Genomic DNA, 19,360 nt, shown 5'->3' on the forward strand with positions numbered 1-19,360 from the left:
TATGGATGCTTTCACAGCCGCACGGATCGACAGCCTGATAAGAGAGGTCTTTACCGGTTCGGAGAAGCAGAATTCAGTAGCCTAGGTGCAGAAGCGAGGAGCCATACTCAGAGATTTGACAGGAAACTTGGGACTTGACCGTACAAGAAGACCCAGTACAAGAAGGTTCAGGCTCGCACGAGGACGACGCGTCCCCGCGCAACGGCCAAGACGCGGACGTACAAGCGTCAGACGGTTCGGAAAGCAGCCTAGAACACACCTATTTTGTTCTGGACTCGGGCTTTTTTGGGGCGCTCTCCCGTAGAGCGCCCCGGGTCTTTTTGGGCCTCTTTTGGGGCTCCTTCATGAAATCATTTCGAATCATCAACGACTTGACCTCACCCTCGACTTGACCTTAACCGCAACCCTTCCTAGCATGAGGCTAGATCGGGCTTGGGTGAGAGTGTCGGCCGGCGCATAAGAAAAAGAGTCGCATGGGGGGAATGTCCGTGAGTTTCAAATCCTGTGGTGTTGTGACCCTTCTGACAGATTTTGGAACACGCGATGAGTATGTGGGATCGATGAAAGGGGTCATTCTGTCCATCTCATCCGAAACAAGGATCATCGATATTACGCATGAGGTGCCGCCGCAGGATATTATGAGCGCCGCCTTCATTTTAGGAAATTGCTATCATCATTTTCCGCCGGGCACCGTCCACTGTGTCGTAGCCGACCCCGGTGTCGGTTCAGAGCGTAAACCCCTATTGGTCGTCACCGAGAAATACGCCTTTGTCGGCCCCGATAACGGTGTCTTTTCCCGGATCTATTCCCTGGAAGAAAAGGTCGAGGTTCGTGAGATCACGAATCAGCAATTTCAGCGGGATGAGATCAGCGATACGTTTCATGGGCGGGATATATTCTCACCGGCGGCCGCCCATCTTTCCCGGGGCGCCGCGGTGGTCGATGTTGGTCCTGTGATCGATTGTTATGTCGAGGTGCGACCGGCGCAACCGGAGACCTGGCACAACATGATCAAGGGTGAAGCGATCCATATTGATAGCTACGGGAATATCATCACTAATATCAGTCAGAAACTTTTCAAGAGCGTCATCGCGGGAAGATCCTTTCTCATTGAAATCAACGGCCGCAAGATCAATCGTCTCACACGAACCTATCAGGATGGGGAAATGGGGAAGTTCCTCGCCCTCTTTGGATCCACGGGGATGTTGGAAATCTCGGTTCGGGGAGGATCCGCTCAGCGGCGGATTGGAGCCGGGAAAGGGGACTTTGTCCTCGTCAACATCGTTGGTGAGGGGATTTCAACCGCTCAGGAACCGATGTTTTAGACTTCTGTAAGCAGTTGTTGGATAAGGGATTCTGGGAAGAAAAAAGGAGCAGGCCCGTGCCATGGGAATGCCCTTTGGCCGATTGAACCGAAACATGTTATTCTTAAAACAGAACGTCATCGGATAGTACCCTGTAAACAAAACACCTTGTGCCTGACCGGCCGCACTGGAGGTATCACCGCATGACCCGGATCCTCATCATATGTCTCGGCCTCGCGTTTATGTCGTCATCGGTGGGGGCCTACGATGTCTATTATGGCAGTTTTCATTCCCATACGGCCTATTCCGACGGTATCGGGACTGTCGCACAGGCCTATACCTGTGCGAGGGACACGGCCCATATTGATGTCCTAGCCATCACCGACCATACCCATATGCTCACCGCGACAGAGTGGAATAACACGATGGCGGCGGCGGAAGCCTTCACGGAGGACGGCGTCTTTGTCGCCTTGTGCGCTCAGGAGTTTGGAAACCTGAACGATTTCGGGCATATCGGGATCCTCTTTACACCGGTCCGCAATCCTAATTCGACGTCCAACCTGCCGGCAACGTATAATTTTATCCAATCCTATAACGGCGTCGGAAATTTTTGTCATCCCAGTTCCAGTTATGGTTCCTGGTTTGACAATTTCTACTATTACTCATCTTACGGCGACGCCATGCACAGCCTCGAAATCCGCAACGGCCTCCGGGTCGACGATTATGAGCCGGAATTCATTTATGCTCTGAACAAGGGCTGGAAACTCGGACCGTTTGCGAATCAGGATAATCATGAGGGCGAATGGGGGATGCAGCAAAATCCTAATGACGGCGGCGCCATCTATCTTACAGGGACCTTGTTGGACAACCTGACTTACGATGATGTTTATAACGCCCTGCGAAACCGGCACTTTTTCGCGATGGAAGAGGATCCTCCCGGCGACCGGATCAAAATGTGGTATTGGGTCAACGATTCGATCATGGGATCGGTCATTGAAAGTGAAGGTCCCGTCGATTTTACGGCCCATGTCGAAGCAGCGAATGGAACGAGTCTCTTCAACCGGATTGACCTCTTCGAAGATGGTGTCATCATCAATTCACAAGTGCTTATCGGAACAACGATCGACTACGCACACTCGGTAACGATCGCGAATGAGGAAAGCCATTATTATTTCATCCGCGCCCGGCAGGTTGATGGCGACTATGCCTGGAGCAGCCCGGTTTGGGTTCAGCATACGCCCTCATCCGGCCTTGCGGATCCCCTTGAGGGGGTGAACGCGCATGGCGTCGAACTTCTGCCGAACACGCCGAATCCCTTTTCCCCGCGGACTCAGATCCGCTATGAAAGTGACGGAGTCATGGCGGGCCCGATCGGCATGACCATCCATGATGTAACGGGTCGGCGGGTCCGTGATTTGGGGCTTGTAGCCGCCACAACAGGGGTTCATCGTGTGAATTGGGATGGACGTGATGACGGTGGCAGGGATCTGCCGTCGGGAATCTATCTGGTGCGTCTCGAAACGGCCCATCATCTTGTCCGCAGCCAGAGGATCCTGCTGACACGGTGATCGATGAGGCTGAAGCCCCCACAGGGAAGAGGGATAAGGGCTCGGAATCATGAATTGGCTTGATGTCGTTCTATCCATCATTTTCATACTCTCCATCATTGTGAGTGTTCGGCAGGGATTGATCAAAGAGGCGACAAGTCTGATCGGTCTGGTCCTCGCTCTCCTCATCGCTTCAAAGCTCTTCCAGTCGGTCGCGGAGTCTCTTGCCGATAAAATTGGGAGCGGACCGCTCCTCGCCATGGCCGCCTTTATCCTCGTCTTCCTCATTGTCTATCTGGGAGTCCTGCTTCTGGGCCATGTGCTCTCCAAGTCGCTGAAGATACTAAAAATGCAATGGCTGGACCGGCTTCTGGGCTCCGTTTTTGGCGCGGCCCGCGGCATCCTTCTCCTCGTCTTCATTTTGATTACCCTTCTTCTCATTCTGCCTTCATCCCATCCCAGCCCGATTCTTCAATCCTCTTTCGCGTACAGTTACGCGGAGCCTGTTATCCGGCTGGTGGGACATCTCCTGCCCTCATCGGTTGGAGATGAGATTGAAGACCGGGATACTTTTCATCGCAGTGGGATGAAGCCCCTACAAAACCCAATCCGGACAATCTCGATCTAGTCCCGCGCCCGGCGACAAAACAAAACTTCAGAGGGCAACAACAACTTGGGGATCGAGAAAAACAACGAGAGGATTTCATCGAACGCTCTTTCATGATTTAATAAGAATTCCACGAAGTTATCCTGGTGCAACAGAGGAGACAGGGGAGGAGATCGAGCATTGGCGTTCCAACTCTTCAAGACTCAGATCGAGTTTATACATGGCGCCTATACCGAGCCACCGGCCGACGGATTGATCATTCCGGCCAATGATCACCTTTGGATGGGGACCGGACCGGCCCGCCTGATTAAAGAGGCCGGGGGGGAGGAGATCGAGAGGGAGGCGGTCAAAGAAGGTCCGGTGGGAATGGGAGATGTGGTGGTGACGGCGGCGGGGAAACTGCCCTTTAAGCATATTTTGCACGCCGCTCTCATGAGTCAGGATCTTCATATCAGCGCCGAGACATTAGGTCTCGCTCTACAAAACGCCATCCAACGGGCGGCGAAACTGAAGCTGAAGCATATCAATTTCGCCGTTCCCCTCGAGACCGGCGATCGCCCTTTGCGGCCGGATATCCTCGCGGAAATGATCCGCGTTCTTTTCCGCGTGCTCGAGGAGATCGAAGGGATCAAGACCCTGCGTCTTGTGGTGGCCAATGAGAGCAGCAAAAAGATTATGCACGATGCTTTCTTGCATGCGCTCTATTAGAGAAATTTGTTAAAGTCCTATAAAGGCGCCCCACTGGGTTCCTGTGACCAGGAATGCAACAGCGATCCGGATGAGAGCCCAGATAGCCCAAATGGTAACGGCGATACCCAAACCCTGGCCGGGCCGGATTTTCGCAACCAAGGCCAGGCCGATCCCCACGACAATCACATACCAGACGTCAAAAATGTCAAAGACATTGAGCGCATTACGCAGCTTTGATCCGATTTCCCCAACGGGGAGCAAGGCCAAACTCGTGTAAACATCGAGTGACTGCTGATGCAATTTCATCGGCAGGGTCAGGATAGACTTCGGGACATAAACAAGACTCGCCAGACCGACGGTGGATACGATTCCCCAAAAACGGGCCGATCCGCCGCAAACGAAATTCGTTCCCAGCCAGTAGAGCAAGGCCGGCAAGGCGAGGCCGAGGCAGAAGAAACCCACGAGGCCGCCCACAAAACCCAATATCTCGGAGACCACACCGCCATCAGACTGTCCCTCGATCCCCTCCAAGGCCTTTTCCCGCATTTCTTGAGACATGTCAGTTTGGCTGATCCGTTCTCTCATCCGCTCGACCGTCAGGGGGCGGAGCATATGCCCCTCAAACGTCTGAAGGGCCGCCAGAAGGATCAGAGGGAGAATCCAGGCGGTGGCTGGGAGACGCCCCGCAAAGGCGGCGCTTGGTGAAACGAAAACATTGATGATTCGCTGGAAAAAACCGGGGGTCTCCCCGGAAGATTCCATTCTTGCTGGCGTTGGGGGCGGGTTCAGTGTGTTATCTTCCATAGTGACTCCTCGTGGAGAAGTTGCCTTGAGCTTCAATAGGACCTGGCCTGCATGCTGAAGGCCATTTGTGACTCTGTCAAGAACGTGCGGAGGGGCAAGATTTGGTTTAGATGTACCTGGTTTTGAGCTTGTAATAGACTGACTGGTAGACAGATATCACAATTCGACCGGTGAATTTCATTCGGGAACAGGCGACAGAAGTGATGATTTCGGTTTTCCAAGCCCCTTGAGACCCCCACGGATATCCGAAATCTTTCGAACTCACTTCATTTTAAGCCGCTTAACTCCTGAAGATGGCTCTTCCAATGGGCCGATACTATATGTAACGTCCCTCACCGGTCTCTGTAGGGACATCGGAGGTTCAGGCATCTTGAATATGAAACGGGTCTTGCTTACCGCCATTGATGCGGCACTGATAAATTTGGCTGTTTTGTGCGCTCTTTGGCTGCGCTTTGACGGCCGGGTTCCGCCGAACTATCTCCATACTTTCCTCATTGTGACCCCGTTTCATACCACCCTCGTTCTCTTGATCCTGCACATCTGGAAAGTGAATCGATCTTTATGGCGCTATGCTGGAATCCCTACGGCGATTTCCCTTCTACAAGCGCTGACCCTGGAACACTTCGTCGCTTTCATCGCCAACGGCGTTTTGACCCCGCATCCCTTTCCCCGGTCGGTCATCATCCTCTCCTGGATCCTCTCCGTCGGGCTTTTCGCGGGCAGCCGCTTTTTTTGGAAGCTCTACCGTGGCGGGATTCTCATTCCTGCGCGCCGGAAGGGACGTAGGATCCTGATTGCCGGGGCGGGGGATATCGGCGCCGTCGTCGCCCGCGAGCTGCAGCGGGTTGAGATGGGCAACGGTTACCCGGTGGGTTTCGCCGATGATGATCCTCATAAAAAGGGCCGGATGATCGAGAATCTTGAAGTGCTGGGGACAACTTTTGACATACCCCGGCTCATCCGCGAAAAGCAGATCGATGAAGTCATTGTTGCGGCTCCCTCGGCGCCGAGCCGCTTGATGCGCCAGATCTTTGAATATGGGTTGAAAGCCGGTATCTGGGTTCGAACCGTTCCCTCCCTTGCTAATTTCATCGAGGGCAAAGGGGCTCTGCGCCAGGTCCGGGAGGTCTCCATTGAAGACCTTTTAGGGCGGGATCCCGTCCAGATTGATCAAGAGGGGATCGAGTCGTTTCTCTCGAATAAGAGAATTCTCGTCACCGGCGCCGGCGGCTCAATCGGATCGGAGTTGTGCCGGCAAATCTTCAGATTCCGGCCCTCGCGCCTCATCGCGCTGGATCATGATGAAAACAGGCTGACCTATCTTGGGATTGAGCTGACCGCGCAGGATCCGACACTGGATCTTCTTCTAGTCGTCGGCGATATCCGCGATGAGAAGGGAATGGATGCCCTCACCGAGCAGCATCGCCCGCACGTTATCTTTCATGCCGCGGCTCACAAACATGTCCCGCTCCTCGAAGACAGGCCTCGCGAAGCGATCCGCAATAACATTCAAGGGACGCTCAATGTCGCCCGGGCGGCTCAAAAATATGAAGCCGAGGCGATGGTCCTCATATCCACCGACAAGGCGGTCGACCCGACCAATGTCATGGGCGCCTCCAAACGCGGGTGTGAGTTGATTATTCAGGCGCTCGGGCAAAACAGTAAAACCGTTCTCACCGCTGTCCGATTCGGAAATGTAATGGGCAGCCAGGGAAGCGTCATTCCGATTTTCAGGCGTCAATTAGCCAAGGGGGGGCCGCTCACCGTCACGCATCCCCTGGCGCGGCGATACTTTATGACGGTTCCCGAAGCGGCGCAACTTGTTCTCCAAGCCGCCTCCTTTGGCCGGTCTGGAGATATCTTCATCCTGGATATGGGCGAGCAGGTTCGCATCCTCGATGTGGCCCGGCAGCTTATTCAATTGTCAGGTCTGGAGCCGGATGTCGATATCCCGATCGTCTTCACCGGGCTGAGACCGGGCGAGAAACTGGAAGAGGAACTCCTCACCGACGGTGAGCGGGTTCGCACGACCCGCCACGCAAAAGTCTTCCGCTGCAACTTGGAATCGACCGACCCGCAGAAGACGCTCGCAAGGGTTCAGGATCTTATCGCCAAAGCTGAAAAGATGTCGACCGTCGAGTTGAAGGGGCTGTTGAATCAGCTGGTGCCGGAGTATCAACCAAACGCTGTGCTGGCTCCCTTGCCGGACAAAGAGCCCGAGAAAAGGGGAGAAAGCGAACCGGGTGCGTCCCCGCAGGATTCCGATCTCAAACCGTCGCTGAGTGGGATCCGAAACGACCAGGCGCCACCATGGAGCGACCGGATTCTCGCGGGATTGGGATTGATGACACTCGGACCTCCATTGATCATCATGTTGAGTATGCGCAGGCTGTTGGGTCCCGAGGATGTTCTCCTGATCCGTGAAGTCAGGGTGGGAGCGGACCGCAGGGGCGAAGAGCGCCGGCGTCCAACGGGGTGGGCTCCTATCGATCGACGCTACCAGGATCGGCGCCATCGGAATCTGGGTGGGCGCCCCTATTCCGCTTTTCGCATCCGTTTCAGGCCGGGGCATGGACCACGATGGATAAGACCCTTGGACCGGTGGATGAGATCGGTGAAGGCCGGTGCGTTGCCCGGCTTGTTAAATGTTCTTCGGGGGCATGCGACTCTGGCGGATTTGTATCCCGGTCGGCCGATGCCTCATGATATTGAAATTCATGATTATAAAGGGAACGGTGATGGTGACCCTGCGGAGCATTCCTCTCATGGGCCGGCAATCCCCGAATCCCAGCGGAGAAGGCTGACATGAGGAAAAGCTATCTGATCCGACTTGGAGTGGGTCTTGCGGCCGTGCTGTTCATTCTCTCAATAGGAGCGGGGAGCGCCGCTGCCGCGGATCCGTATATTATCGGGCCCGAAGATGTCCTGGCCATTTCCGTCTGGGAGCACCCGGAACTCTCTCTCGCGGTAACGGTGAACCAGAGCGGTGAGTTTACTTTTCCGCCGATCGGCGAGGTCACGGCTGTCGGACGCAGTCCGCGGGCGTTGGCCCGGCATCTTGAAGAAATTCTGGAGACATTCCTCCGGCAAAGAGTCCAGGTGACAGTGACGGTTTCCGAATATAACAGCCGGCGTGTCCATGTGACCGGCGCCGTCAACACACCCGGCCGTTATAGCTTTTCAGAGATCCCGCACCTCCTCGAGATCCTCGGTCTGGCCGGTGGGCCTTCACCCATGGCCGACCTCACCCGCGTCCGGATTCTTAGGACGGCGGTGGCCGAGACGACCTCGATCGTCGTGAATATGGATCAAGTCCTTCACTCCGGTAATCTCGGCATTGTTCCCAAACTGATCGCCGGTGATGTTATCTACGTGCCTTCCCGTGTCGATGAGGGGCAGGTTGTCGTCCCTGGAGAAGCGGGCGTCGCCTACGTCCTTGGCGCCGTCGCCCGGCCGGGCCCTGTCCGGGTCGGTGGCGGGCTGGCCCTGACACGGCTGCTCTCCGTTGTTGGTGGGATTCTGCCGGGTGGCGAGGCGGAAAAAGTCCGTGTTTTGACTCTGGGGAATGGGGAAGTCTCACCCTGGGTCATGGAATCCAATGTAAAGGAGATGCTGGAAACAGGCGAAATCGGGCCCTCTGTGCTTCCCGGAGAGTTGGTCTATGTTCCTCCTTATGAACCGGGTGTTCTCCAATCAGCGCGGAATGCCATTGTCGAATTCGGAGGTCTCTCAAGAGATATTGTGAATATCCTCCTCATAATCGATTACCTAAACAACTAAAAGGCAGGATGGCATGAATCGTCCAGCTCGCTTACCCCTTCCACCCGGCGCCGACCGTCTTGATCTTCGGTCCATTGCGAATCTGCTCTGGCGGCGGAAATGGATTCTCATGTTGCCGATCGTCGTCTGCGCCGCCATCGGCTATTTCCTGGGACGACCGGAAATCATTAAACCCATTTACCGGTGCAGCAGTACCTTGATGCTCGAGTATCCGCAGTCGCTGTCGGGAGATCTTGCACACATCGTTCCCACGACATCAATGGGGGAGCAACTGGCCCGTTTGCAGAACCAGATTCAGAGCGAATCCTTTCTCGAGAAGGTGATCATCACCACGGGGATGGATAAGGACCCGTCGGTGAGGGATTGGGCGAATCGAAACCGGAATCGGTACCCCGATCTCACCGAGGATGAACTCGCCGATCTGCGGCTGATGAAACTCCTGCGGGAAATGATCCGGATGACATCGCCGCGGGCGAATGTTTTTCAGATCAGCGTACAGGACCATATTCCTGAAAGGGCGAGGCTTATCGCCACGACCCTGACGCGCGCCGTCATCGAGGCGAAGGAAAGCTCGCGGATGGATCTTCTCCGGGCGACGCATGAATTCAGTCTTGAGCAATTGGCTCTCTATAAGCAAAAACTCTCCGAATCGGAACATCGCCTTGAAAACGCCCATCAAAGTGAGGGCGGCCGGAGTGACAGGGCGAATCTGGTCGACGCTTCAAATCGGGATGTGGCTTGGTCCTTGCGTGAAAATGCGATAACACAGCGCGATAAGGCGGTATCGTTATTCGACGCCAGCTCAGACTCATTGGCGGCGACCGATCCGCGGCTGAAAGCGATCCTCCTCGGCCTTCAGAACGCGACATGGATGAACGAGGCTGTGGCGGAACTCGTGGCGCTTGAGAAGAAATATATAGAGCAGACCTTGCGCCCAACGCTCGACGGCGAAGATCCTCAATCGGTTGCCATCCGGCAAGCGCGAAAATTCGAATCTCTCCGTGACGACGCGGGCAGGATGCTGGCGCAGGTTTATCCGGAACTCGAAAACGGCCACCGCCAGGTGCTGGCGGCCGTACTGCTCCAGGATGTAAAGCAGCGTCTCGCCCGCTTCCGCGTCGAACATCTCGATGCGCTGATCGACGCGCATCAGGGGCGGGTGAGGAGGCAACCGGAGGTAGCCCTCGAAATCCGCCGTTTGGAGGAAGAGGTCGAGACGAATCGGACTCTCTATAATGCCTTTGTGCAACAAATCGCCTCGGCGGAGATCTCGGAAGCCTTTGAGTCGACAAAAGTGGGAGGGAAAATCACGATTCTGGAGCCGCCGCAGAGACCCTTGAAGCCGGTCCGCCCGAACCGCATGGCATTGTTCCTCCTGGCCCTTCTTGTGGGCGCCGGCGCCGGACTCGGTGGGATCTTCCTACTCGAACAACATGATCCCAGCTTGAGGGATATACGGCAGGTCGAGGATGCCACAGGATTGAAGGTTTTGGGAACGATTCCCGCGATGAAGGAATTGCACCGCTTGCTCCGCCATCGGGAGAACGGCGCCTTGTCCGAAACGGCAAGGCAGCAGCTTTCTGAAATATTTCTCAGTGACAATCAGACGTATCATGAATGCCGCAAGGTCTTTCTTGATATATCCCGTGAGCGGGGTGAAAAGACGTGCACGATCCTGGTCACCTCCGCGCGCGCCGGGGAGGGCAAGACAACCGCATCCTCGTTCCTCGCCATCACGATGGCGCGGGAGGCGCCCCATGCAAAGATTGTCCTCGTCGATTTGGATGCCCGGCGGCCGGCCCTTCATCGTTACTTCGGTTACGATCCGGAAGCGAACGGTGTCCGTCAGATTCTGCGGGAGGATATGGATCCCGAATCGGTTCTGCTGCCGACCTGGCTGCCCAACATAAGAGTGCTGCCGATCGGTAAGGAGAAGGATGAGAAACATTCCAGCCTCGCGGCGGAGGATATCCGGTCGCTTCTGAACCGTCTTCGCCCAATGGCTGATTATATCGTTCTGGATACTCCTCCCAATCTCCCCATCCCCGACGCCCTGGTCGCAGGGCAGGAAGTCGACGCCGTGCTGGTCGTGGTAAAAGCAGGGGATACTCCCCGCCGTGTCGTCCAAAGAGGTGTGGAAATCCAACTTCAATTTTCCGATAATGTGCGGGGTATACTTCTCAACAACGCCTCGGATACATTGCCGTTTTATGATGACTACCGTTATTACGGTTACGGTTATGAGAAGAAGAAGTCATGAAGTCGGATGGCGCCGTTTCAACGTCTGACAAATCTCCGGCGGTCTTTACATCCGCCGCAAGAGTATTCAAGGCGCTTTTTGTCATGGCTTCCGTGGCGATTCTCTTCTCAGGGTTGTATAAGACACTTTGGGTCATCTGGCGAAACAATCCGAATTATTCGCATGGTATTCTCATCCCGGTTATCAGCCTGATCCTCGTTTTAGGACGAAGAAAAAGTCTCCTAACCCTTCCCGTAACCCCGTCCGCCTGGGGTTTGCCCATCATCGCCGGCGGCGTCCTTATGCACCTCATGGGTATTCGCGGCGAGATCACACTGATTCAAGGGTATGCTTTTCTCGCCGTCTTGGTGGGTCTGGTGCTCCATTTCGCCGGATGGCGCTGGCTGCGGCGCTTGGCTTTCCCGATGGCTTTCCTCATCTTCATGCTGCCCGGTCCGCCTTTTCTCATGAACCAGATTAGTTTTGAATTGAAATCATTCGCTTCAAAAGTCAGCGGAGGTGTTCTAGGACATTTGGGAATCCCCGTGTGGCGGCAGGGGGCGATCCTCTATCTGCCGGCGGGTCCGCTGGCCATTGAAAATCCCTGCAGCGGCCTGCGATCGCTTTTGGCGCTGCTGGCCCTGGGCGCTCTCATGGCGCGGGCCGGCTCCGTTCCTCCTTGGAAGCGGATGCTTCTGCTTCTGGCGGCCTGGCCTGTCGCCATATTGGCCAACATCATTCGTGTTGTTTCGTTGGGACTCGTCGCTACCTTCCATTCCCTGGAATTTGCGGTGGGAACGGCCCATGATATTTCAGGGTACCTGCTGTTCGCCCTGGCGCTTGGAATCCTGGAAGGGTTGAGGAGGATTCTGCGATGGTGAATCATCCCAGAATGAATCCGGCAAAAGCCGCCCGCGGACTCTGGTGGACGCCGCTCATCTTCTTGATTCCAGGATGTTTGTACATTCTTATGCTGCCGCCGCAGGCGGCGGCCATAAGCAGTCTCTCTGGTTTCCCGGCAACCTTCCTTTCGATGCCGTCGGTCGAGGTGCCGGCCACACAGATGGTCCTCGATGATCTCAGACCCAGCGATATCCTGCTGCGGCGTTATACGCGTCCGGACGGCGAGCCCCTTTGGCTGGTCATTATTTTTTTCCAGAATGCCCGATGGGGGGCTCACGATCCCCGGCTTTGTTACATTTCACAGGGGTACAATCTTACAAATGAGAAGATTGAAGAGATCCCTTTAGCCGCGAATGAAAACCTCAAGGTTAATCTCTTTCAGGCCAGCCGCGGTGATAACCAGCGATCTGTTCTTTCATGGTGGTATATACCCGGGGCGGGAACGACGACCGATCAAAATACTTTTCGAAAACTTCTTATGATCGAGGGAATGCGTCATAACAGCACCTATGGCGCATTCGTCAGGATTTCCACAACCACGGCCATGGATGGAAGTGAAATGGAACTCCTTAGAGCCTTTTCAGCCGGAGTGGCGGCTCAATTGCCGTTACTGATCCAGAAGGGGTGAGTGACTCATGTGGGCTCAAATTTCCTGGAGCTTTTGGGGACTTTGGCAGGCCATCCGTTCCCTGGGACGGAAGCGCTTATGGATCCCCTATGCGCTCCTTTTCGTTGTACAATTCTTCTTTCTGCTGGCACTGACGAATTTTTACCGCTGGCCGTTCTCGTCGGTGCTGTCACCCCTCCTGCGATCAGAACTGGGGGAGGGCGCGATGCATTATCCTTACAATTTTCTGGCCTTGCCTTTTGAGTGGAGCCGGCTGGCCGTTGTCACTGATCTTCTCTTCGCGGGACTTGTGATGGGATGGACCTACCATCTCGTTATTCGATCAGAGGGGATAACGCGCACCCTTACCCGCTCGGTTTTCAAATCCTGGTGGGCTTTTATCCTCACCCGTCTGCCTATTCAACTGGGGCTAGTTTTCGTGCTGATCCTGCTGCCGCAGATGGTGATGGGGGACGGGGGATTGGGTGGAAACAGACTGCGCCTCTTCCGATTAGGACTCCTCTTTGTCTCGATCACACTGGAGGCGATCTATCTTTTTATCCCCCTAATTCTATTGAGAGAAGGCGCTGTACGGGCTTTCCGTGAGGGCATCTCGTTCTCAGTCCGTCATCCGATCATCTCTTTTCTTCTCGTCGCAATACCGGCGATGCTGCATCTTCCCCTCCTATGGATTCTCGGCAGAAGCCAGTTGCTGATTGACCGGATGGCTCCGGAAGCCGTCGGGTGGGTTGTGGCCTTGAATATTTTGCTGGCCTCTTTTACCGGCTATCTGGTTGTCGTGGCCGCCGGGAAGATACACACGGCGATTCAAGGATCTGCGCGGGGGGTGCGAGAATGAATAGATTGCCAAGATTAAACCCCTCTCTTTACAGAGGTGCTGTCGGGGTGCTCCTGGCGCTGTTTCTTTGCACACTGTGCGCCATTGGCACCGGTTGTGAGTCGGGGAATCAATCCAAGCTGTACAAGGCTGAACGCAAGCTTTGGAAGATTGCGAAACAGCAGGCCTCGCTGGCTTCATTGCCTCCCGATGTGCAGGCGTCGATCCAAAACCATCTGATTATTGAGTATCAGGAGCTGATTGAGTCCCTCACACCGGCCGACAGCGCCACGATCCCGCCGCCCGATGATCTTGTTCAATATCGCCTCTACCGGATCCGTGCCACGGCGCAGCTGGAATGCGCCCGCTGGCATGTCATGGCCGGGGAAAATCAGAAGGCCCTGGCGATCATCGAGAATGCCTGCCGCTCATATACATGGAATCCCGGTGTTACTGCCGAAGCCTTTAGAAACCGCATCCTTCTCTTAGAAAGAATGGGGGATCCTGATCTCTACGCTGACGCGGTGGAAGAGATGAGCCGTGTCTTGGATCTCACACGTCTCGGCGAAAATATCCCCCTGCCACTTATACAATGCCAGCGGCGAAGCGCGCGCTTCTTCTATGCGCACGGGGATGTCGACCGGGCCGGAATCCAACGCCAGGGGGCGAAGGATGAGTTAGACCGCCTGCTCAAAGCCGGCATTGCCGGATCCCCGCGGGTCCTGATCCTTTCAGAGCTGGCCCTGATTGCGCTGGATACAAATGATGCGGAATCAGCCCGGCAGCGCTATCAGGAGGCGCTCGAGGTCAGCCGCGGAACGCCGTGGGAACCCTCCCTCGAGTTTGCGCTGGCCAATCTGAACCTCGGATTCCCTGATCGTCTCGAGATGGCTGTCACCGGTTTTGAGCGGCTGGCGCTGCGCCATCCCGATTCGCCCCTTGCCGCGCGGGGACTCCTCATGGCCGGCGCGACCCTCCGGACCCAAAAGGAGTATGACCGGGCCGATCTCCTTCTGGATCGGTCTGATTCTCTCGCCGCCCGGGATCCTGAACTGCATGCCTCCATCATTTTTGAACGGGCTGTTCTTGCCGAGGCGCGTGGGGATTGGGACCGCGCGTTAACGTTTTACCGCCAAGTCACCGCCGATGCGCCGCGTTCGCGCTCAGCCCTCAATGTCCCGCTGCAAATCGCCTCTCGCTATCTCTCCTTACACGACCGGGAGGCCGCCGAAAGCGTCTTGCAGAGAGCGATTCGCAACTATGAAGAGATGATGGAAGGAGACAATCCGCAGCTGGCCTTAATGGCGATGGAGATGCGCTCCAAGGCCTGGATCATGCTGGAGGAATGGGGAGCGGCGGTCGAAGCCTTGCAGGATTTGGCGAAACGAGCTCCCGAATCGGATTTTGCGCCCTTGGCTTTGGCTGAAGCCGCCCGCCTCACGAAGGAAAAGCTGGGTCAACTTGAAAAGTCCCACGAAATTTGGCAGAAGCTTATTGATCTTTATCCGGGAACGCCCCTGGCCGCTCTGGCCGCCAGGGAACTGGAAATAAAGCAAGAGCCATGAGGGGGGAGGACGTCAGGCCGGAACCCACGCGCCCCCACGCACCGGCCCGGGATCCCAGATCCCCACTGCCGGTGGAGAGTGGATTTGATCTGCTCAAATCTCCGATTGTGGTTGCGATACTGGTAACCATTGCCGCCGCCGGCCTCTTCGGCATCTTCTTCCTGCTCTATCAGTGGTATGGGCAAGCTCCACACCGGCTTTTTAAAATCTTCTTCGGGATGATCCTTCTCACCGTCCTCATGACGCGGCCCCGTTGGGCGCTGGTAATGGTAGTCTTCTCGATGCCCTTTGTGGAGTGGCTGCCAAAATCGGGCGCGCCGATGCTGAACAGCCTGAATCTCATCATGATAGCGCTGCTTCTGGCCGCCCTCTTCTCAGCGATCTCGACGCGAACCTCCGTGCTCCTCCCCAGCGCGCTTAAAAAACCCATTTTATTCTTTCTCGCCTGGGCCTTCCTCGCCTGGTTTCATGCCCTTATTGTTCCCTTTTCGGAGTCCATCACACCCCTCATCCGTCTCCGGCTTCTTCATAATGGCCTCTTCGGCGTCTATCTTTTCTTTCTTGTCCATCGCCTCCTGGCCGCCATGCCGGCTGAAGATGCGCAACGTTGGATCAAGAACCTGGCGATCCTCATGGCCGTCTCCGCCGCGCTGGGAACTCTCGGACTTCTCTGGCAATCCTCCGGCCTGCGGCAAGGTGTCCGTGTCGCTGGCGGTTTGGGGGATATCAACAAGGCGGCGACCTACTATGCGATGGCCTTGATCTGGACCTTTTCGATGAGAAGGGTCATGGGACGCGCGCTTTGGTCCCGCCTCGCCTATGTCGGCCTTATCTTCTTCAATACACTGGGGCTGGTTCTGCCCAATTCCCGCGGCGGATTCGTCGCCTTCCTCGTCGCTGGTGTCGGATTTTCCCTCTCCCGCGGAGCCAAGGGATTGGCCGTGGGGCTCGTCCTTCTCGCCACCGTGCCCTTTTGGGTCCCCGATTATGTCCAAGAGCGTTTTCAGGAGACGATCGGCGTCTTTGATGCAGAATCCGATCGCTTTGGCGCCATCAATGAATCGGCGGGGGGACGGCTCGAATTCTGGGAGGCCGCTATCGATGTCATTATCCATCATCCGATTCTCGGCGTCGGCTACGGCGCCATGCCGGAAGCGACCGCGGCCGCCGTGGGGCGTTACAGAAATACCCATAATTTCTATCTGGAACTGACCGGGGAGATGGGGATTCCGGCCCTTTTAATCCTCATGCTGATCTTTTACCGGGTGATCCGGAAGGCGCGGCGCCTCTCGAGAAGCCGTGAGGTCCCCGATTGGGTCCAAGCGGTGGGAGAGGGGACGGTTTGGCTCAGCGTCGCCCTCCTCGTGGCGAATATCTTCGGGACCCGCTTTCTCAGCTATGCCCTGGCCGGATACTTCTTCCTCGCCGCCGCCCTGCTGGAACGGGCGACCCAGGAAGATCTCTGGCCCTTGAGAAGCCGGTCCGATTGTTCGATGACAGAAGAGGGGGATATCCCTCAAAACCCGAATGAAACAGAAAGGCGTCCCGATGGACATTCCGATTAACCGGCCGCATCTCCCACCCTACGAGGAGTATATCGTCGATCTGCGCGAGCTCTTCAAAACAGGGCAGGTGACGAATGGTCCCTATGTCCGAGAATTGGAGACCGCTCTGGCGCACCGCCTCGGCGTGCGGGAGGTCGTTGCTGTTACGTCAGCCACGGCAGGGCTCATGCTTTGTTTAAGGGCGCTGGCTCCCCGGGATTCCGAGGTGCTGCTGCCCTCTTTCACATTCGCTGCGACGCTTCAAGCGGTTCTTTGGGCCGGGCTCAAACCCCGTCTGGTCGATTGTGAGCCGGACACCTTCACCATTTCGGCGCGGACGGTTGAGCGGGCTTTGACACCGGGGTCCAAAGTCCTCATTCCGGTCTACGTCTTCGGCGCTCCGCTCGCGCGTCAAGAACTGGATCCGCTTATACAAAAGGCGGGGCTGATCGTCATTTCTGATGCGGCGCATGCCTTGGGATCGATGTGGGGCGATGAAGCGGTCGGGGGATGGGGAGCGGCCGAAATATTCAGCTTGGCCCCGACAAAACTGCTCGTTGCGGCCGAGGGGGGAGTGGTCGCGACCAACGATTCCGGCCTCGCCAGAAAGCTCCGCGCGGCGCGCAATCACGGCCATGAAGGCGACTACCAATGCAATGGCGACAGCCTCAATGGGCGCATGAGTGAGTTCCATGCCTTGCTCGCCCTAAAGGGATTGCCTTACCTCGATGATCAGATTAAACAGCGAAAGATCTTGCGGAATCACTATGCGAAAGGCCTGGAGGGATATCCGGGACTCACACTCCAAATATTACCGCCAAAGACATCCTCGACCTGGAATTATATCGGTGTCCGGTTTGATAAGGATCGCTTTGGCGCGGGATCGGAGGAGGCGAAGTCCTGGCTGGCGGATCAGGGCATTGAAAGCCGCCGCTATTTCCATCCGCCCCTGCATCGCCAAACGGCGTTCCAATACTTGTGGCAAGAGAATCCGCCGGATCTGCCGGGGACCGATCGACTCGTTTCTGAGATCCTGTGCCTGCCCCTCTTTTCGGAAATGAAAATCTCCGAGGTGGATCGTGTGGTGCAGGCCCTCGACGATTTGCACAAAAAGGTCCGTTAAGATCACGCGCTGGAGGATCAATGTTATGACGAATGAACAGGTTCAGAAGGTTGAAGATATCGTTAAGCAAATTCTCAACCGAGAGGTGCTTCTCGATAAAACAGCGTCACTTAAAGATCAGGGAATGGATTCTCTCGCCCTCTTTTCGCTCATCGGATCTCTGGAGGAGTCGTTCAGTATTTTCATTCAGGAGGATGAAATCCTACCGGAGCATTTTGATTCGATGAGGGGACTCACTCAATTCATCGAAATGAAAATGAGCGCCGGCCTGCAGGAGAATTCCAAATGAAAGAAATCCAAGACACAATCACCCGCGTTCTAGATGACGGTATGCGACGGACCGAGACCGGTGTCGCCTTTCGGATGAAAGACAAGGTGTTTCGATTCGATGAACTGGAAGCGGCCTCGAGGAGACTGGCGGAGAACCTCCTGCGTCGGGGCTTGAGAAAGGGCGAGAAGGTTGCACTGGCCTTCAATAATTGTTTTCTCTATCCCATCGCCTTTATTGGTATCCAACGGGCCGGCGGTGTGGCCGTGCCGATCAATCCGACCCTGACCGGCCGTGAAATTCATTACATTTTGGATCATGCCGATGTCCGTTGGTTCCTGCTGGCGCCCGAGGCCGAGGTTCCGGAGGGGGCTGAATCGGTCCCGAAGATGGAGGGCATTCTGCGCCTCTTTTATTCCGGCGCGGTGGAGGACCGGGAGGTGGCGCTGTTTCCCGGCGGCGCGGCGGGGGACGAGGCTGTGGCGCTCCCTCCAGAGGACCAAGATCAGGACGGGATCCTTATTTATACCAGCGGAACGACGGGGGTGCCCAAGGCCGTTCTACTGTCACAAAGGAATATCATCGCCAATGCCCGGTTTGTCGTCGACTATCTCGAGTTGCGTCCATCCGACCGGCATGCTGTTTTTCTGCCGCTCTTCTATTCCTATGCGATGAGCCAGATGCTTTCGACCCTCATGGCGGGTGGCGAGGTGATACTCCTCGACGGACTCATCTTTCCAGCGGTAGCGCTGAAGGAGATGGCGCATCACGGCAGCACCATCTTGGCCGGTGTGCCGACGACCTACAATCTCCTCGTCCGTCTGAATTCCTTTAACAATAATGAATTGCCAAACCTCCGTCTCTTCCTCAATGCCGGCGGACCGGTCCATCCCGATCGATTGGATGAACTCTGCCGGCGATTCCCCAACGCCCTGATCATCAACAATTACGGCTGCACCGAAGCCGGGCCGCGTGTAACCTATCTGCCGCATGAAGAACTTCATACGCGGCGGGGAAGTATGGGAATCGCCATTCCCGGTATGAAGGTGACACTGCGGGACGATCAGGGTCGAGAGGTGGGTGTGGGGGAGATGGGCGAAGTCACCATTTCGGGCCCCTGTGTCATGAAGTGCTATTATAAAAACGAGATCCAAACACGCCGTGTCATGACCCCCTATGGTCTGCGCAGCGGTGATTGGGCCACCAAAGACAAGGACGGCTTCTTATACTTTAAGGGCCGCAAATTGGATATCATCAACACCGGCGGCGAGAAGGTCAGCGCCCGCGAAGTGGAAGATATCCTCATGCAACATCCCATGGTCAAAGAGGTCGCCGTCGTTGGAACACCGGACCCGATCCTGGGCGAGGTGGTGAAGGCCTTTATCGTTCCAGAGACGGAAAATGCCGTCACCGCTGAGGAGTTGCGGCATCTGGCCTTCCAGTCGTTGGCCCGTCACAAGGTCCCGCGAATATTCCAATTCTGCAAACAGTTGTCACGGACATCGAGCGGGAAGATTCGCAAAGTCGATCTTATCGGTTAG

General features: G+C 56.0%; 16 protein-coding genes. 15 read left to right on the plus strand and 1 reads right to left on the minus strand.

The genetic code is table 11. The annotated features are described in order from the left end of the window. The first annotated feature begins 488 nt into the window (after positions 1-488). The 4 genes from KJ970_12070 (at position 489) to KJ970_12085 (ending at position 4,166) form a co-directional block, all read left to right on the plus strand. On the plus strand, positions 489-1,325 hold the full coding sequence (locus KJ970_12070) for an SAM-dependent chlorinase/fluorinase (GenBank protein MBU2691653.1): 837 nt from the start codon (positions 489-491) through the stop codon (positions 1,323-1,325). A 182-nt stretch (positions 1,326-1,507) separates the two neighbouring features. Further along, positions 1,508-2,872: a hypothetical protein gene (locus KJ970_12075; GenBank protein MBU2691654.1), complete on the plus strand. Its 1,365-nt coding sequence runs from the start codon at positions 1,508-1,510 to the stop codon at positions 2,870-2,872. Between the two features lie 49 nt (positions 2,873-2,921). Continuing rightward, positions 2,922-3,479, plus strand: a complete 558-nt coding sequence (locus tag KJ970_12080; GenBank protein MBU2691655.1) for a CvpA family protein — start codon at positions 2,922-2,924, stop codon at positions 3,477-3,479. Between the two features lie 159 nt (positions 3,480-3,638). Next, the gene (locus KJ970_12085; protein ID MBU2691656.1) at positions 3,639-4,166 is read left to right on the plus strand and encodes a macro domain-containing protein; all 528 of its coding nucleotides are present in this window, start codon (positions 3,639-3,641) and stop codon (positions 4,164-4,166) included. Positions 4,167-4,175: 9 nt separating this feature from the next. On the opposite strand, the gene KJ970_12090 is transcribed toward KJ970_12085, so the two are convergent. Next, positions 4,176-4,952 carry a hypothetical protein gene (locus KJ970_12090; GenBank protein ID MBU2691657.1) on the minus strand — a complete coding sequence of 259 codons (777 nt, stop codon included), beginning with the start codon at positions 4,950-4,952 and terminating at the stop codon, positions 4,176-4,178. Positions 4,953-5,322: 370 nt separating this feature from the next. On the opposite strand from KJ970_12090, the gene KJ970_12095 reads away from it, so the two are divergent. The 11 genes from KJ970_12095 to KJ970_12145 are packed head-to-tail and all read left to right on the plus strand — an operon-like array spanning position 5,323 to position 19,360. After that, on the plus strand, positions 5,323-7,761 hold the full coding sequence (locus tag KJ970_12095) for a polysaccharide biosynthesis protein (protein ID MBU2691658.1): 2,439 nt from the start codon (positions 5,323-5,325) through the stop codon (positions 7,759-7,761). Further along, the gene (locus KJ970_12100) at positions 7,758-8,732 is read left to right on the plus strand and encodes a polysaccharide export protein (protein MBU2691659.1); all 975 of its coding nucleotides are present in this window, start codon (positions 7,758-7,760) and stop codon (positions 8,730-8,732) included. The genes KJ970_12095 and KJ970_12100 overlap by 4 nt, the downstream gene beginning before the upstream one ends. A 13-nt stretch (positions 8,733-8,745) precedes the next feature. Then, positions 8,746-10,992 carry an AAA family ATPase gene (locus KJ970_12105; protein MBU2691660.1) on the plus strand — a complete coding sequence of 749 codons (2,247 nt, stop codon included), beginning with the start codon at positions 8,746-8,748 and terminating at the stop codon, positions 10,990-10,992. After that, positions 10,989-11,852, plus strand: a complete 864-nt coding sequence (locus KJ970_12110) for an exosortase/archaeosortase family protein (GenBank protein ID MBU2691661.1) — start codon at positions 10,989-10,991, stop codon at positions 11,850-11,852. Before KJ970_12105 ends, KJ970_12110 begins: the two co-directional genes overlap by 4 nt. Next, positions 11,846-12,502, plus strand: a complete 657-nt coding sequence (locus tag KJ970_12115; GenBank protein MBU2691662.1) for an EpsI family protein — start codon at positions 11,846-11,848, stop codon at positions 12,500-12,502. The genes KJ970_12110 and KJ970_12115 overlap by 7 nt, the downstream gene beginning before the upstream one ends. 7 nt (positions 12,503-12,509) lie before the next feature. Then, on the plus strand, positions 12,510-13,340 hold the full coding sequence (locus tag KJ970_12120; GenBank protein ID MBU2691663.1) for a hypothetical protein: 831 nt from the start codon (positions 12,510-12,512) through the stop codon (positions 13,338-13,340). Next, entirely contained in the window at positions 13,337-14,884 is a 1,548-nt protein-coding gene (locus tag KJ970_12125; protein ID MBU2691664.1) for a tetratricopeptide repeat protein, read from the plus strand. Before KJ970_12120 ends, KJ970_12125 begins: the two co-directional genes overlap by 4 nt. Continuing rightward, positions 14,881-16,449: an O-antigen ligase family protein gene (locus KJ970_12130; GenBank protein ID MBU2691665.1), complete on the plus strand. Its 1,569-nt coding sequence runs from the start codon at positions 14,881-14,883 to the stop codon at positions 16,447-16,449. Before KJ970_12125 ends, KJ970_12130 begins: the two co-directional genes overlap by 4 nt. Continuing rightward, positions 16,412-17,551 carry a DegT/DnrJ/EryC1/StrS family aminotransferase gene (locus tag KJ970_12135; protein ID MBU2691666.1) on the plus strand — a complete coding sequence of 380 codons (1,140 nt, stop codon included), beginning with the start codon at positions 16,412-16,414 and terminating at the stop codon, positions 17,549-17,551. The genes KJ970_12130 and KJ970_12135 overlap by 38 nt, the downstream gene beginning before the upstream one ends. A gap of 25 nt (positions 17,552-17,576) precedes the next feature. Beyond that, positions 17,577-17,840, plus strand: a complete 264-nt coding sequence (locus KJ970_12140) for an acyl carrier protein (GenBank protein MBU2691667.1) — start codon at positions 17,577-17,579, stop codon at positions 17,838-17,840. Next, the gene (locus tag KJ970_12145; GenBank protein ID MBU2691668.1) at positions 17,837-19,360 is read left to right on the plus strand and encodes an acyl--CoA ligase; all 1,524 of its coding nucleotides are present in this window, start codon (positions 17,837-17,839) and stop codon (positions 19,358-19,360) included. The genes KJ970_12140 and KJ970_12145 overlap by 4 nt, the downstream gene beginning before the upstream one ends.

It is taken from the genome of Candidatus Eisenbacteria bacterium, assembly GCA_018831195.1.
In the GTDB taxonomy this organism is placed as follows: Bacteria; Eisenbacteria; RBG-16-71-46; order CAIMUX01; family JAHJDP01; genus JAHJDP01.